Below are 13,638 nucleotides of genomic sequence, written 5' to 3'. Positions count from 1 at the left end.
GGCGATCATGATTGAAACAGGATCCATCATCGGCTGCGGACTGCTGCTGGACACCTTCCTCGTACGCACCCTCACCGACCCCGCCACCGCCTACATCACCGCATACGACAGCGCCCGATTCGCCCTGGTTGGCCTGCTGGCCCAACAAGGCTTGCGCGCGACCCAACGCGGCGGCCACCTCGCCGTCGAACACGCAACACGAGCGCAGTTCGACACCCAATTCGCCGAATTCGCGACACTGCGCCGCCGGCGCGCCGAACTTGAATACCCGCGCTATGCAGGGGAGGTCGTCGAGCCATCAGAAGCCGGTGACGCGATCAAGATCGCCGACCAGATTATCGGCGACGCCGGGCTGCTGTTACCGCATCTGCCCCTGTTCTAGTACTTGGGCGACGTTACCGGAAGACAAAGAATAGAACCGCCGGGTCATGTTGCGCGGCAGGCGGTTTCAAGCCGCCACCCCCCAAAAAAAGAGCGCCAGAAGGCAAACACCCCATCAAGACCCGGTCGACTAGCGCGGCGGGGTCGGTGGTGGCGATTGTGCGTGCGGTGGCCAGCTTGGTTCGGGCATCGGCGATCCAGGCTTGTCCGGCGGCCTGGCCGCCGGACACCTTTTGAAGCTCGCCGGAGGTGAGTGCGGCGTTGATATCGGCGGCGCCGGCGTCCCAACTCATGCGGCCAGCTCGATGTCGACGACGGGGTTGGCTTTGATGTCGGCGATGAGTGCGTCGGTTTCATCGTGCCAACGTTGTGGGGACGCGATGACCGGGTGCACGGGTAGGCCGGTGACGCGTTCGACGGCGTCGGCGGCGGCGTAGACGGCTGTGCGTTCAGGTGTGCCGACAATGAGGATGTCGAGGTCGTTGGGTGGCGGTCCGGGTTGGCCTTTGTAGCGGGCGGCCCATGATCCATAGATCAGGACGCGGTCGATGTCGGCGACGGTTGCGAAGGCGTCTGCGACGGCCAGGTGTGGCCCCATCGTCGCGAGGACGATCTCGGACAATGGGGTGAGTAGTTTGTTGGCGGTGTTGGGGCGTAGCAGATTGGATCGGCCCACCTTGCGGGCAGTGAGCAGCTCCGCGTCAACGAGTCGGGCGACTTCATCGGATACGGTCGCCTGCGGCATGTCGAGTTGGCGGGACAGGTCGGTGACGGTGCGTTCCTCAGCGGGATGGAGGAGTAGGGCGGCGAGGATTTCGGCTTGAGCCGGGGAGCGGAAAATCGGAAAGAGCGCCGGAGCCATAGATCGCATAAAGCGATAATAACATCGGATTATGCGATGCGTGTGCGAGGATGAATGACCGCAGCGAGCCGGTTACGGTCGCTGACCGCGCCAGGACCGGGTAGTCATCAGCCCCGCGGGAGCAACTGACAGCTGGGAACGGCCGGGGTCGGAAACGAGGGCTCGGCCGTTTCGTCGCGGTCGCTCGCCCCGTTCACGGTCCGTGGTCGCGCGGGTTAACGGGATGTCCCAATCCTTGCCAGAAAGCTGAGGCTCGGTCGTGTAGCGAAACCATCTCGGGTAGTACTGGGTCGGCAGCCTTACCTCGGACCAGGATGTCGTCGAGCGAAGCGATGACGTCGAGTACAGACCGCGGCTCGAATTGTCCTGCGAGCTGTTTCGCCTTGACGCGCACGTTGTTTGGCGTTGGGCCGGCGTCGATGACGGAGTGGTGCCAGAGCCGGCTGTGGTGCGCACAGCGGTTACCGAGATAGACCAGCGCCCGCACGCGGTAGGCGAAGCCGCCTTTGGCGACGCCGACACTGGTCGCTACCGCATCGGCCAGGCTTCCGCGGTCGCCGCGTTCGATGCATCTGGATAGCGTGCCGAACGAAAAGGCCTCAACGGCCGACCAAACAGGCAGCGTGGTGAAGTCGGGCCTACCGGCACCGGTGGATGTGTATCGCAGGATGTGACGTTCCCTGCTGCGCTCGATGTCTTTTAAGCACGATTCGACGGTGGGTTCCGCGTTGGGAGCGTCGACGTAAAAACCCGCCTCCAGGTACCGCCCGGACGGCCCGTGCTCGTTGGCGACGACGTGCGCGGTGTGGGCGCGTAGTAGGACCTTGGCGCGACCGAGTCGACGGGTTAGTACCGATCGCAGGGCCTCGTCGGCGTCATAAATTGCTCGGATTTCGCCGAAGGTCGTGTCAGGCCGGAATGAGTTGTCGCCTGCGTGCGGCGCGTTCTGGAAATACCGCATATACCCGGACAGTCGGTAGTAGTTGTGCGCCGCGAGGAACGCGGCGCATGCATCCTCGTCGCTGATAGCGAGGCCCCGCTGGCGCAGAAGAGCGACCTGCGCGGCCCACGACAGGCTCGGCTTCAACTTGGTCTCCGAAAGAAAAAGGCCCCTCCCATTTGAGCATCGTGGAGAGGCTTGGGAGGGGGTCGATTGATACCACTGTAGCCGATTTCGCCGAAAGCCTGCAAACGGCGCGCACTCTGCTAGGCCGGACTGGCTCGCACGTAAGCCGCAGCAAGGGAGGTCCGCGGGTAGCGGCGGTGGTGTCGGAGATCGCGTGGTCGAAGCTGCAAACGATCAGGCGCTTCTCAGACGGTCCGCGGGTCGCCGTATTCGCGAGGTGGCAACAGCGGCGGGGCCGGCTTCTCCCTCGAAGAGCACGGCGAAGCCCGTGCTAGGCCCGGTGATGCCGGAGCGCCACGACGTGGGCGTCACGCAGAGGCGGTGGCCGGCGTAGAGCCATTGATCGACCGCTTGGAATACCGCCGGCAGTAAGCAGTCCAATTCGATTTCGCAGACGATGGTTTCGATGAGGTCGGGCTCGGGGTCTTCGTCCCAGAAGCGTTGTTCAGCCCGGATGAGCGCCGCGGTGAAAACGCTGCTACATGTTTCCTGCGAGAGTTCGCATCGCATGCTCACCTGGACGGCCGGGCCCTGGTTGTCAGCGTTGGGTGCGCCGTGTGCCGCGATGGTGATCATGGGGCGGCCCTCTCGTTTGCAAACGATGTGCGTTACGTGTGCAGCCTTCGGTGGCCCCTACACTGCCTTTGTTGGTGGTCTGTTCGCGACCCGTTGGAGTCCGATTTAGTCTTATGGGGTGTCCAAGATGGTCCGATAACGGGCGGGGAATGCGCCGTGGTCCCACTGTTGAAATCGCTCCTCACCGAGCGGCACCTGCACGAGTATTCAGCCTTTTCGGTCGAATACCGTCGTGTGGCACGGGAATTGGAGTTACCGCGATCAGCTGATCCGCCCACCAAAGCCACCTATTACAACTGGCTCAGCGGCAACCTGCGGGACTTGCCACGTGGATACCATTGCTTAGTGCTCGAGCAAATGTTCCCGGGTTGGACAGCCAAGGACCTCTTCTCCTCGGCGACATCCGTCGATCCCGGGCCAACTCGTCCCGCAACGGATTACTCGGCTCGATCGCACCCGCGCTGGCACCGGAGAAATTCGAAGGCCTCTGGTGCACCTCGTACATCTATGAAGACGCGCACCACGTCGACGTCACCTCCGTCACGGTCGCGAACGGAGCGCTGACCGCGCGCAATACACCGCCTGCCCCGCGCACCGAGGGCCGCGCGATGGGCTTCCATAACGACATCAACTTCAGCGTCGTAGGCCGCCATCTGATCGGCCAGTGGCTTAACACCAGCGACAGTTACTATTTCGGCTCTCTGCACCTGGCCGCGCTGCCCGGCGAAACAGTTCTCGACGGCATGTACAGCGCGATCGTCAGCGACTCCAAAGTCGTCGCCGGCCGCTGGCGCTGGGTACGCATCGAACCGCGCACCGCGCTGGGTATCGACCTGACCACTGTTTCGCTCGCCGATCCAAACCGGCTGCACAGCATGATCTTTGAGCACGACCCGTACAGTCGGCCGATTCCGCTCGCAGAGATACTCGAGGAGCCGTGATGAATGTCCAAGCAACGATCGACACTTACCTCAAGGCCTGGAACGAGCAAGACCCGGACCTGATCGTCACCATCTTCACCGACGACGCCACCTATCACGAGCGCGTGCTGCAGGAGCCGATCCGCACCCTTGCCGGCATCCGCGAGTACTGGCAGACCAAAGTCGTTGCCGAGCAGGCGAATATCGATGCCCGGCTGCTGAATCTCTACCACGCCGACGACGGCGCTACGGCGATCGCCGAGTGGGAGGCCACGTTCGACGATCTCGTGAAAGGCCACCGCAAGCGGATGCGCGAAGTTGCCATTCTCGAATTCCGCGGCGACCTGATCGCGAGTCTGCGGGAGTACTGGGCGAGCGAGAACGTCGACTGAGGATGGTTGCGCTATGACGACGGCGAGGGGCGCGTTTGCTGCGGTGGCGGCATTGTCGAGCATCCTGCTCGGCGTCGTGAGCTGTGGTGTTCTGCCGTCGAAAACCGTTGCAAGCCAGCCGCCGACTGCGCGCACCACGGAATCCTCAATTCCTGCGCTACCCACAATGGAAGGCGATTACCAGGTAATCGCTGGGCCTGCGGGCACTGCGCCTGTCACTTGGGTGTTCACGCCGTGCGGCGAAAGCTGCGCCCAGGTCGACATGAGCGGACCAGGAGCCGCTCAGCGGGCAACAGCGCGCTACATCAAGCTCGACTGGATCATCGACGCTCACTCGAACGCCGCAGTGCAGTGCGGCGACGGGACGTTCGTTCCCGGAACTGCGCACTACAGCTGGAACCCCGACACCCTCCAGGGCCGCTACTGGTCCACCGCGGACAGTCGGCCGTGCGGAAACGACGAATCGCTCGACACCTACCCCGTGCCGCTGACCCTGACCAAAGCCGCCCCTAAAGCTGCTCGTCCGATCGCCAAACGCGATACCTTGAACGCAAAGTTGCTTCGACAGCGCCCTTTTGAAGGAGATGTGTGTTCAGCAGGCCGATCATGTACGCAGGTGTGGCGGCCGTCCTAGCGCTCGCCGGGTGTTCGAGCGGCTCCGACAGGGCAGCGTCGACGTCAACGTCGACGGACACTTTTTCTGTGCAGTACTCGGCTCCCGCGGCGCCGCCTGAAGGAGCGCTGGGCCAACCGTTGACCACCGGCATCGGAGTCAGGGCGACGCCGTTTTCCTTCGAGAATCCGACCAGCAAGCAGCCGGACCCAGACTTCGCCCGGTTCAAAAAAGAGGCCCGGCCGTGGGCGCTGCTGGACGCCGAGTTGTGCGCCGGCCTCGAGTCGAAGCTGACGAAGACCGGCTACGGCTTCTCCCTGCTCGACGCAGACAACCGCGAATACAAGTCCTGCGACTCGACCGCGCAGCCGTTCACTCCGATCATCGGCTTGAGCGGTGACTTGGGCGTCGGGGAGTGCGCCCGCGGCTACGTGAGTTTCGCGCTGCCCGAGGGCGCGCAAATCGTGGCCGTCAGGTGGGACTATCCAGGTGGCGGCGGCCCGTTGCGCTGGACGCTGAAGTAGCAGCCAAACGCTCAACTGTGCCGGCGCAGGGTGGGCGGTCCGCCTGCCGGCGTAGGTCGTCGACGGAGTCTGTGCGTTGCACCTGAGTTGCTGATGCAATCAGCAACTGGCTGATCTCGGAGCTGGGCGTTTGTACTATTCGCTGCATGCCGTTGGGTCCTGGGCAGGTTTTCGCGGGTTACAACATCGTCCGGTTGCTTGGTTCCGGCGGGATGGGCGAGGTGTATCTCGCCGAGCATCCCAGGCTCCCGCGCCACAACGCGATCAAAGTCTTACCCGGTGATGTGTCGGCGGACCCGGAGTTCCGGGAACGATTCAACCGCGAAGCAGATCTGGCGGCGTCGCTGTTTCATCCGCACATCGTCGGAGTCCACGATCGCGGAGAGTTCGACGGTCAGCTGTGGATCGCGATGGACTACGTCGAGGGAACCGACGCCAGCCACCTGGTGACGGCGCAGTACCCGCAGGGGCTGCCCGTGAACGACGTGTGCGCCATCGTCGACGCGGTGGCCGATGCGCTCGACTACGCCAATCAGCGCGGCCTGCTGCACCGCGACGTCAAACCAGCCAACATCCTGCTCACCGAGCCCGCAGACGATGGGCGGCGGCGAGTCCTGTTGGCGGACTTCGGCATCGCCCGCCACCTCGCTGAGGTCAGCGGATTGACAGCGACCAATATGACCGTTGGCACCGTCACCCACGCCGCCCCGGAACAACTGATGGGGGAAACGCTCGACGGCCGTGCTGATCAATACGCGTTGGCGGCCACCGCCTTTCACCTGTTGACGGGCAGCCCGCCGTATCAGCATTCCAACCCTGTGGCCGTGATCAGCCAGCACCTCAACGCTGCCCCACCCAAGCTCGCCGACTCCCGTCCCGAACTGGCCGGCCTCGACGACGTGCTCGGTCGCGCGCTCGCCAAAAAGCCCGACGACCGGTTCGCGACGTCACGAGAGTTCGCGACCCAACTGCGTGACACGGCGCGTCCCGGCCAGCCCGGTCAGTACGCGACCGACGTGGGACTCACCGCCGCCGCTCCACGGCCGGGCGTACCGACGCAGGCCGCACTCGTGACCGCACGCGCCACCCCCCAGGGGACAGAAGCGACTGCGCCGCCGCCAGCGAAAGCCGACCCACGGAAGCGACGGGTTCGTCGCCGGGTACTTCTCGCAAGCGCTGCAGCGATTGTCGTAGCTGTCGCCGCAACCGCGACGATCTACATCGTTGAGCGCAAGGACATTACAGCTGTTGCGCCTCTCCCGCCGGGCGCCGTTCTCAACGGCACATACCGCGTTGACTACCACTCTTCGGAGAGCACGATCAACGGCTCACCCAACCCGCCGCCCGCCGACCAACCTCAGACCACCACTTTCTGGGTTGCCTATAAGTCGACGTGCACGACCACCGGCTGCGTTGCCGGCGGAACGCGCCTCGACGACAAGAACCACCAAATCGCTGCGCAGCCAACGGATGTGTCTCAGTACCAATTCGCGGATGGGCAGTGGCGGCGGGTGCAGAGCAAAGTGCGCATTCCCTTCGATCTGTGTTCGGTGGACGGAGACAGAGAAGTTACGGGATCCGAGACAGAGGTCATCGTCGGCTCAATGCAGCCACAACCAGACGGCACTCTGCGTGGTCTTCGAACGAGCACCGCCATCACCAGCGAATGCCGACGACAAGGAGCTGTCGCCCAAATCCCGTTTGTTGCAACAAGAGTCGGCGAGCTGCCGCCTGATGTCGCGATCTCCCAGCCGGCAGCCCTGGCGACCACCGCCCCGCCGACATCCAGCCCTGCGAAGAGTCCCGCACCAGCCGTACTTGATGGCGTTTACCGGCTGGACTTCAATGGGGATGAGGTCACGGTCAACGGTCGAAAGTCCTCTGGAGATATTGACACGCGGTGGTGGGCGTTTCGCTCTCTGTGCGGATCCGCGGGCGCCTGCGTCGCGACAGGCGCCGAGCTCGACGCGTCCAACCACCAAGAGGCCTCCGGCGCATCAGACGTTCTGCAATTCGCTGCCGGCCAATGGAAAAACAGTCCGATGAAACGCATTGTCGAATGCCGCGTTGTGGCGCGCGGCGCGCCCAACCCGGACGAAAAAGTCGTCGCCGAGCACCAGATGGAGTACACGCCTCAGCCCGATGCGACATTGCACGGCGTTCAAACGATCGATTCACCCGGAGGCTGCGGGGACATCCCGAAGGTGTTCAAGTACCCGTTCATCGCTACCCGGGTCGGCCCTATTCCTGAGAGCGTCATCGTGGCCGATCCAGCGCTCTTTCAGTCGTGATCAGGGCCGGCGTTTGTGGACGCGCAGCCGAAGGTTGGCAGGCTTGAGGGTGACAGCCTCATAGACCTCGAGTTCATAGTCCGGGTCCGGGGCGAGGTCGTACTGATGTAGGACGGTGGCCAGGGTCAAGACGATCTCATGCAACGCGAACTGGCGGCCGATACAGGCGCGCGCGCCGGTACCGAACGGCCTGTAGGTGTGCGGCGGCAGCGAGTGCAGGTTCTCGGGTAGGAAACGGTCCGGATTGAACTCGTCGGCGTCAGGACCCCACGCGGGGGACCGGTGCGCGGCGGTCAGTAGGACAAGCACCCAATCTCCCTGGCGGAAAACATATTTGCCGCCGAGGGTGGTGTCGCGGCGGGCTTGCCGGAAGTAGCCGGGAGCTGTCGGCCACAGCCGCAGGGTCTCGTCGACGACGCGGCGCAGATACCGCATTTTCGCGACGTCCCCGAAGTCCGGTGCCGGACATGCCGAGTCGGGCCAGATCTGGTCGACCTCAGCGCGGGCCTGTCCGGCCACCTCGGGGTGGGTGGCCAGAAAGTGCAGGGCAAAGGCCGTCGTGTTGGCAGAAGTTTCGCTGCCGGCGACCAGCATCGTGAGGACCTGGTTGACGACGTTGTCGTCGTCGAGCTGCTGGCCACTGTCGGGGTCGGCGTGGTGGAGCATGGTGTCGATGAGGTCGTCGGCACCGTCGGTGGGGTTGCGGCGGCGGCCGGCGATCAGTTCGGCGATGTGGCCGCGAATGAAAGCGGTGTCGTCGAGGTGCTGGCGCTTGCGCTTGTAGCCGATCGTGCCGTCGAAGAACGGTATCGAGTCGGTGCGGCGGTTGGCGTAGCGCAGCTCACGCGCGATCGCGTCCAAGACGCGGGCGCCGCCCGCGCTGTCGAAGGAGTGGGACAACCCGGCGCGGGCGATCACTTCGGTGGCCAGCCGGTTGGTGAACGTCGAGACATCAACCCACGACCCGTCGGCCGCGTGCGAGGTCCAGGTGTCGACGAACTCGCCGACGGCGGCCACCATGGCGTGGTGGTAGCGCATCATCGCCGACTTCACGAACGCCGGACTTAAAATGTTGTGCGCCCGTTGCCAATTCGGTTCGTCGTTGAAGGCGGTGAACAGCCCGTCCCCACCGAGCGGACGGAGCTTGCCGATCAGTCGCCCGTTGTGTTTCTCCCAGACGGCTTCGTTGTTGACCTCGTCGATCAACGCGGTGTCGGCCACGGCGGTGATCGACACATTTAACAGGCGTTCTTCGAAGATGTGGTCGCCGGCCTTGTGAATCTCCGCGGTCAGCCCTTGGACCGGCCGGACGAAGTCGATCGCCAGGACGTCACCGAGAACGGGGAAGCGGTAACGCGGGCGCGGTATGGCGCTGACATCGATCGCGGTCACGGCGACACCTGGCCGCCGTGATCGGGGGGCTGTGCGGGCGGCGGTAGTGCGACGATGTTGCCGCCGGTATCTGCGGCATAGCGGGCCGCTTCACCCGCTTCGGCTTCAGTGAATGCACGTACGGCATCTGGCCGCCCCGGCACTGTCACCAGCGCGGTCAAATCCGAGATACCGCTGGTGTCCGCGCACCGGCGCGACTGCCGGATGCGCAATGGGGCTGTAACATCACCAGACACTAAAAACCGCCTCCGCTACGTCGCGCTGATCAAATCTAGGCACCATTGTCGCAGCCGGGTCGCCCCGCCCGGCTTCCGTTAGCCGCCGAGCTCGAGCTTGTTGCGGCGGCGCCGCATCGCGTTGAAGTAGGCGAAGGATTCGCCGAACTGGGACCGTACCGCCTCAACGACGGCAATGTGCCCGCCCTCAGATTTCGGTCGAAGCCCCTGCTGGACAAGCAGACTCGTCGCGGCTTGCCGGACGCCGTCGTAGGCGGTGACTGGATCTGACTCGGCGATCGCCGCGGCAGTCGCCGCCCGTTGATGCGCCTGGTCGAGCAGGTACTGGCCGTTAGCGGCCGCGCCGCTGATCCGCTCGAGATGACCCTGCCTGATGAGCAGGGTGATTGTTTCGCGGCCCTGCTGCCAACTCATTCGATGCTCCTGACCGGCTCAGTAGTTGACGTTCGGGCAGTACACGGTGATCGCGGCCGACACGATCTGCAGCGCCACGTCATAGGTGTAGCCGCCCTCGCTTTGAAGGTCACGCACGGCCGCCTTGCCGTTCCACGCCCGCCCGCTCTGCAGGTCGTCGCACGCGCGCTGGCCCTGCCATTTTTGGAGGCGGAAGTTGAACAGCGCACCATGTTGGTCGAGAAGATCGGCGAACGAAGAGTCTGGGTCGTCCGCCTGAACTGGTGCGGCCAACCCGACCGCCACCACAGCGCTAGCCGCCACCAGCAGTGCTCGCCGATTCATGCCGCGCTCGCTTCGCGCCGGTACACCACGGTGTACGGCCGCTGCTTGATCTCCAGCAGCAACGCCCATTCACCGGGGTCGGCCCACTGCGCCGGTGTGCACCGCACCGGGTTCACTTCGATGCCTATGCGGCGTTGGGCGCGGTCGGCGGCGGCGTAGAGCGGCAATTCGCTGACGCCGCCGACGACCAGGACATCGATGTCGTGGGGCGGGGGACCGGGTTGATCGACGTAGCGTGCGGCCCAGGAGCCGAAGATGATCACCTGCTCGGCGCCGTCGAGGGCGAACTCCTCGCCGATGACTTCCACTGGTCCGAAGCTCATCATCACGAGCTGGGTCAGCGGCGCGGTCGCCGGGTTGGCGGGGTTGGCCGAGACGAGCCGGTTGCGGCCCTGCTTGCGGTCGCGGATGAGCTGGACGTCGATGAGGCGCTGCGCTTCACGCTGAATGCTGGTCAGCGGTGCGCTGAGCTCGCCGGCCAACTCTGTGAGCGTGAACTCCCGGCCAGGGTTCAAGAGCAGCCGGGTGAGCAGCTCGGCCTGATGGCGCGAGCGGAAGATCGGCATCAGCGCCGGAGCGTCACTACGCATAAACTGAATATAACTACCATCTAAAGCAAGTGTCAATGATGGTGGTCGCACGATACTTACATCATTGCTTCCGTAATTAACGCCGGACGGTATTATTGTGTTGTGACTCGTAGTGAACGATACCTCCCGCTGGCGGATATCGCGTCCACTCAGTGGGGCATGATCACAACCGCCCAGGCCCGCCAGGTCGGCATCACCTCACAACAGATCGCCCGCCTGGCCGCCAACGGCGTCCTCGAACGCTTCCACCACGGCGTCTACATCCTCAACGGCGTCCCACGCGACCGCCTCACCGATCTGAAAGCCGCCTGGCTCGCCCTTGACGTCGACACCACCGCAGCCGACCGGCTCGCCAGCGACGACCCCGGCGCCGTCGTCTCCCACCGATCCGCAGCCCGCGCCCACGACCTCGGCGACATCGACGCCGACATCAACGAATTCACCACAACCGGACCGAAACGAAGCCGCCACAAAGACATTCGCCTCCACCGCCGCACACTGGACCGCGAAGACTGGACCATCATCGACGGACTACCGACCACCACCGTGGCAACCACTCTGGCCGACCTCGCCGCCGCCCACATCGACGGAGGCCACCTCGGCGCAGCGCTACGCGACGCACTGGTCCACGGACAAATCCGCACCGCCTCCGCCGTCACAGCGCTGCGCCCCTACGCCACCGACTACGACGCGCCACTCGGCGACGGCCAAACCCTCATACGCTCGCTACTCGTCCAAGCCGGCGGACTAAGCCGCACCCTCACGGCGGCACGAAGCCGCGAATTCGCTTGGCTCGCCGAACAACTCGACACCGCACCGGATTCGCTGGCTGACCACCATGGATGACCGCACCGAGGCGCGCCCGACCGAGGCGCTGGAATCCCAGGCCCAAGCCGCCGCTGACCAGCTGGCCTGGTCCACCGAGGAGCCCGGCGATGAACCGCTACACCCACGCACCTGGCGCTCCACGCTCGTGCGCGCGGGCGCCCTGATGGTCGTCGGCGGTGCCGCGGCAGCGGCTGTGTGGACGCTCGGCTGGCATCCAACCAGTCACCACGCGCCGCCCGCGGCGCCAAGCACGACGCACGCTCCGGCCGCCGAGCCGAAAACGCCACTCGCACCTACAGCTGTTACTCCGATCGAGACGGTTCCGCCGCAAGAGTCAGACCCGTTGACCCCCACCGATCACCGATTCATCGCCCAGCTGGGCCGCGACGGCATCGCGCCACGCAATCCTGGCACCGAGGGCGCAGCGGTGTTCACCGGCCACGCCATCTGCCGGCATCTGTCGGAGGGAATGAGCTACGCCGACGTGCAGAACTCCATGATCCAGTATCTGACGGCCGCCCAGGCCGACACCTACATCCAAGACGCGGCAATGTTCTACTGCCCCAGCGCGATCCCGTGAACCGCAATCCTATGCCGTTAAATCGGAGCACAGTCGGGGCGGCCCGGCGCACCGACGGCCTAATTGGCAAGAGACGATGAAGAAACCAAAACATCCGCTCCCGGCCTCGCGGCCAATCCCTTTGAGCAACCTATTGGGCGGTCTCGACCCGCTGGCCTTCAAACTGCACTGCGCGGTCTTCGACGGCACTGTCGAACCGATCACAGTCCTAACTAACGACTGGGACGAATGGGTCGGCTGGAGTCAGTGGCGCGGAGCCCGAGACCACTTCAACCGCGACTTCATCTTCACCATGGCTCGGGTTCCAAAGACGCCCAGCCACTGGCTATTTGGCGGTGTATTCCAAGTCACGGCGCGGCCACCGATACCCAATGCGCGCTCCTACAAACTGAAACTACGCGATGACCTCCTGGGCGAATACATCAAACGATTGGTCATCGACTTCCGCCCGACAGGCCGGGTCACGCGCCGCAACCTCGACACCGACCTCGGCCACATGACCGTCGCCGCACTCCACGAAAAACCGTACGCGGGAGAAGCATTCCCGGGCCACGACCTGATCAACCACACCCTGGGTGAGATCCGCACTGTCGTGCGCCAGAACCGCGCCGACTGGCGCAACGCGCTGGAAAGCCTCAAGGGCGTCTATGTGATCCACGACGACAGCACCGGCATGCCTTACGTCGGAGCTGCCTACGACGATGAAGGGATTTGGCAGCGCCTATGTGTTTACGCTGCAACGCTTCACGGCGGCAACGGGGTCCGTCAGATTAACGGTGTAAGCGGCATCCTCGGTTAGTTGGTTTCGCTTCCCGGCATGCGGTCGGCGAAGGTGATGGCGAACGCGTTCAAAGCTGGTTTCCAGCGCATGGTCCATCGCTTCTGGCCGGTCCCGGTCGGGTCCAGTGACCGGGTGACCAAGTATAGGCACTTCATGGCGGCTTGCTCGGTGGGGAAATGACCACGCACTCGCACCGCACGCCGGTAGCGGGCGTTCATCGATTCAATCGCGTTAGTCGAACAGATCACCTTCCTTATCTCGGTGTTGTAATCAAGGAACGGGATGAATTCCTCCCAGGCGTTGCGCCACAATCGAATTGCCGCCGGGTAGCGTTGCCCCCACTCGGCGTCGAAGGCCTCCAGTGCCTCTTTGGCAGCCGCGGCGTTGACCGCGGTGTAGATCGGCTTGATGGCCTTGGCGATCGCGTCGCGGTGCTGGCGCCCGGCGTAGCGGAACGTGCCCCGGATCAAATGGATGACACAGGTCTGCACGATGGTGTCAGCGAACACCGCGTTGACCGAGGCCGGCAATCCCTTCAACCCGTCACAGACCAGGAAGAAAATGTCTGCCACGCCACGGTTTTTCAGCTCGGTCAATACCGCCAGCCAGTACTTGGCCGACTCGCCGTCGCCCTCGCCGGCCCACATGCCCAGCACGTCGCGGTGCCCGGACAGATCGACTCCGATCGCGGCGTAGATCGGGCGGGGACCGACCTGGCCGTCACGGATCTTGACGTGCAGGGCGTCGATGAACACCGCGGCATACACCCGTTCCAGCGGCCGGGTGTGCCAGGCGGTCATCTCTTCGA

General features: G+C 64.3%; 19 protein-coding genes. 9 read left to right on the top strand and 10 right to left on the bottom strand.

Annotated features, from left to right (window positions below):
* On the top strand, positions 1–382 hold a 382-nt coding region (locus tag A5658_RS28390), incomplete at its 5' end, for a hypothetical protein (protein ID WP_197503063.1).
* Between the two features lie 13 nt (positions 383–395).
* On the opposite strand, the gene A5658_RS05785 is transcribed toward A5658_RS28390, so the two are convergent.
* The 4 genes from A5658_RS05785 to A5658_RS05770 all read right to left on the bottom strand — a co-directional run bounded on the left by A5658_RS05785 (position 396) and on the right by A5658_RS05770 (position 2,945).
* Positions 396–674 (bottom strand): hypothetical protein, encoded by a 279-nt coding sequence (locus A5658_RS05785; protein WP_067332204.1) that lies wholly within the window; start codon positions 672–674, stop codon positions 396–398.
* Positions 671–1,252, bottom strand: a complete 582-nt coding sequence (locus A5658_RS05780; RefSeq protein ID WP_067332202.1) for a winged helix-turn-helix domain-containing protein — start codon at positions 1,250–1,252, stop codon at positions 671–673. Before A5658_RS05780 ends, A5658_RS05785 begins: the two co-directional genes overlap by 4 nt.
* A gap of 184 nt (positions 1,253–1,436) precedes the next feature.
* Positions 1,437–2,330 carry an Abi family protein gene (locus A5658_RS05775; RefSeq protein WP_067332200.1) on the bottom strand — a complete coding sequence of 298 codons (894 nt, stop codon included), beginning with the start codon at positions 2,328–2,330 and terminating at the stop codon, positions 1,437–1,439.
* 213 nt (positions 2,331–2,543) lie between these two features.
* A complete protein-coding gene (locus tag A5658_RS05770) occupies positions 2,544–2,945 on the bottom strand; it encodes a hypothetical protein (RefSeq protein ID WP_067332198.1) in 402 nt (133 codons plus the stop codon).
* 368 nt (positions 2,946–3,313) lie between these two features.
* Between A5658_RS05770 and A5658_RS05765 the strand changes: the two genes are divergently transcribed.
* The 5 genes from A5658_RS05765 (at position 3,314) to A5658_RS29160 (ending at position 7,685) form a co-directional block, all read left to right on the top strand.
* The gene (locus A5658_RS05765) at positions 3,314–3,886 is read left to right on the top strand and encodes a hypothetical protein (protein ID WP_067332196.1); all 573 of its coding nucleotides are present in this window, start codon (positions 3,314–3,316) and stop codon (positions 3,884–3,886) included.
* Positions 3,886–4,257, top strand: coding sequence for a nuclear transport factor 2 family protein (locus A5658_RS05760; protein ID WP_067332194.1), 372 nt, complete (start codon positions 3,886–3,888; stop codon positions 4,255–4,257). The genes A5658_RS05765 and A5658_RS05760 overlap by 1 nt, the downstream gene beginning before the upstream one ends.
* 13 nt (positions 4,258–4,270) lie before the next feature.
* Positions 4,271–4,891 (top strand): hypothetical protein, encoded by a 621-nt coding sequence (locus A5658_RS28385; protein WP_197503062.1) that lies wholly within the window; start codon positions 4,271–4,273, stop codon positions 4,889–4,891.
* Positions 4,892–4,959: 68 nt separating this feature from the next.
* Complete coding sequence (locus A5658_RS05750) at positions 4,960–5,394, top strand: hypothetical protein (RefSeq protein ID WP_067332189.1); 435 nt, start codon at positions 4,960–4,962, stop codon at positions 5,392–5,394.
* 146 nt (positions 5,395–5,540) lie between these two features.
* A complete protein-coding gene (locus A5658_RS29160; protein ID WP_067332186.1) occupies positions 5,541–7,685 on the top strand; it encodes a serine/threonine-protein kinase in 2,145 nt (714 codons plus the stop codon).
* Here the strand turns inward: A5658_RS29160 and A5658_RS05740 are convergent, their stop codons facing one another.
* The 5 genes from A5658_RS05740 to A5658_RS05720 all read right to left on the bottom strand — a co-directional run bounded on the left by A5658_RS05740 (position 7,686) and on the right by A5658_RS05720 (position 10,641).
* Complete coding sequence (locus A5658_RS05740; protein ID WP_231997226.1) at positions 7,686–9,077, bottom strand: cytochrome P450; 1,392 nt, start codon at positions 9,075–9,077, stop codon at positions 7,686–7,688.
* Positions 9,074–9,313 carry a hypothetical protein gene (locus A5658_RS05735; protein ID WP_156751278.1) on the bottom strand — a complete coding sequence of 80 codons (240 nt, stop codon included), beginning with the start codon at positions 9,311–9,313 and terminating at the stop codon, positions 9,074–9,076. The genes A5658_RS05740 and A5658_RS05735 overlap by 4 nt, the downstream gene beginning before the upstream one ends.
* Before the next feature lie 78 nt (positions 9,314–9,391).
* Positions 9,392–9,727 carry a hypothetical protein gene (locus tag A5658_RS05730; protein WP_067332182.1) on the bottom strand — a complete coding sequence of 112 codons (336 nt, stop codon included), beginning with the start codon at positions 9,725–9,727 and terminating at the stop codon, positions 9,392–9,394.
* A gap of 18 nt (positions 9,728–9,745) precedes the next feature.
* Positions 9,746–10,051 carry a DUF732 domain-containing protein gene (locus A5658_RS05725; protein WP_197503061.1) on the bottom strand — a complete coding sequence of 102 codons (306 nt, stop codon included), beginning with the start codon at positions 10,049–10,051 and terminating at the stop codon, positions 9,746–9,748.
* Positions 10,048–10,641 carry an ArsR family transcriptional regulator gene (locus A5658_RS05720; protein ID WP_067332177.1) on the bottom strand — a complete coding sequence of 198 codons (594 nt, stop codon included), beginning with the start codon at positions 10,639–10,641 and terminating at the stop codon, positions 10,048–10,050. Before A5658_RS05720 ends, A5658_RS05725 begins: the two co-directional genes overlap by 4 nt.
* A gap of 102 nt (positions 10,642–10,743) precedes the next feature.
* Between A5658_RS05720 and A5658_RS05715 the strand changes: the two genes are divergently transcribed.
* The 3 genes from A5658_RS05715 to A5658_RS05705 all read left to right on the top strand — a co-directional run bounded on the left by A5658_RS05715 (position 10,744) and on the right by A5658_RS05705 (position 12,848).
* Positions 10,744–11,487 (top strand): type IV toxin-antitoxin system AbiEi family antitoxin domain-containing protein, encoded by a 744-nt coding sequence (locus tag A5658_RS05715; RefSeq protein ID WP_197503060.1) that lies wholly within the window; start codon positions 10,744–10,746, stop codon positions 11,485–11,487.
* Positions 11,480–12,049, top strand: a complete 570-nt coding sequence (locus A5658_RS05710) for a DUF732 domain-containing protein (protein WP_067332173.1) — start codon at positions 11,480–11,482, stop codon at positions 12,047–12,049. Before A5658_RS05715 ends, A5658_RS05710 begins: the two co-directional genes overlap by 8 nt.
* 76 nt (positions 12,050–12,125) lie before the next feature.
* The gene (locus A5658_RS05705; RefSeq protein WP_067332171.1) at positions 12,126–12,848 is read left to right on the top strand and encodes a hypothetical protein; all 723 of its coding nucleotides are present in this window, start codon (positions 12,126–12,128) and stop codon (positions 12,846–12,848) included.
* On the opposite strand, the gene A5658_RS05700 is transcribed toward A5658_RS05705, so the two are convergent.
* On the bottom strand, positions 12,845–13,638 hold a 794-nt coding region (locus tag A5658_RS05700), incomplete at its 5' end, for an IS256 family transposase (RefSeq protein ID WP_156751277.1). The two genes, A5658_RS05705 and A5658_RS05700, sit on opposite strands and share 4 nt — an antisense overlap.

Origin of the sequence: Mycobacterium sp. 1245111.1 (genome assembly GCF_001673405.1) — a bacterium.
Lineage (GTDB): Bacteria > Actinomycetota > Actinomycetes > Mycobacteriales > Mycobacteriaceae > Mycobacterium.
The sequence above is the reverse complement of the archived record's forward strand: the minus strand, read 5'-3'. Positions and strand labels throughout refer to the sequence as shown.

Coding starts and splice junctions, on each gene's coding strand:
- A5658_RS05785 (WP_067332204.1), bottom strand. CDS start 674: ATGAGTTGGGACGCCGGCGCCGCCGATATCAACGCCGCACTCACCTCC.
- A5658_RS05780 (WP_067332202.1), bottom strand. CDS start 1,252: ATGCGATCTATGGCTCCGGCGCTCTTTCCGATTTTCCGCTCCCCGGCT.
- A5658_RS05770 (WP_067332198.1), bottom strand. CDS start 2,945: ATGATCACCATCGCGGCACACGGCGCACCCAACGCTGACAACCAGGGC.
- A5658_RS05760 (WP_067332194.1), top strand. CDS start 3,886: ATGAATGTCCAAGCAACGATCGACACTTACCTCAAGGCCTGGAACGAG.
- A5658_RS28385 (WP_197503062.1), top strand. CDS start 4,271: ATGACGACGGCGAGGGGCGCGTTTGCTGCGGTGGCGGCATTGTCGAGC.
- A5658_RS29160 (WP_067332186.1), top strand. CDS start 5,541: ATGCCGTTGGGTCCTGGGCAGGTTTTCGCGGGTTACAACATCGTCCGG.
- A5658_RS05730 (WP_067332182.1), bottom strand. CDS start 9,727: ATGAGTTGGCAGCAGGGCCGCGAAACAATCACCCTGCTCATCAGGCAG.
- A5658_RS05725 (WP_197503061.1), bottom strand. CDS start 10,051: ATGAATCGGCGAGCACTGCTGGTGGCGGCTAGCGCTGTGGTGGCGGTC.
- A5658_RS05720 (WP_067332177.1), bottom strand. CDS start 10,641: ATGCGTAGTGACGCTCCGGCGCTGATGCCGATCTTCCGCTCGCGCCAT.
- A5658_RS05710 (WP_067332173.1), top strand. CDS start 11,480: ATGGATGACCGCACCGAGGCGCGCCCGACCGAGGCGCTGGAATCCCAG.
- A5658_RS05705 (WP_067332171.1), top strand. CDS start 12,126: ATGAAGAAACCAAAACATCCGCTCCCGGCCTCGCGGCCAATCCCTTTG.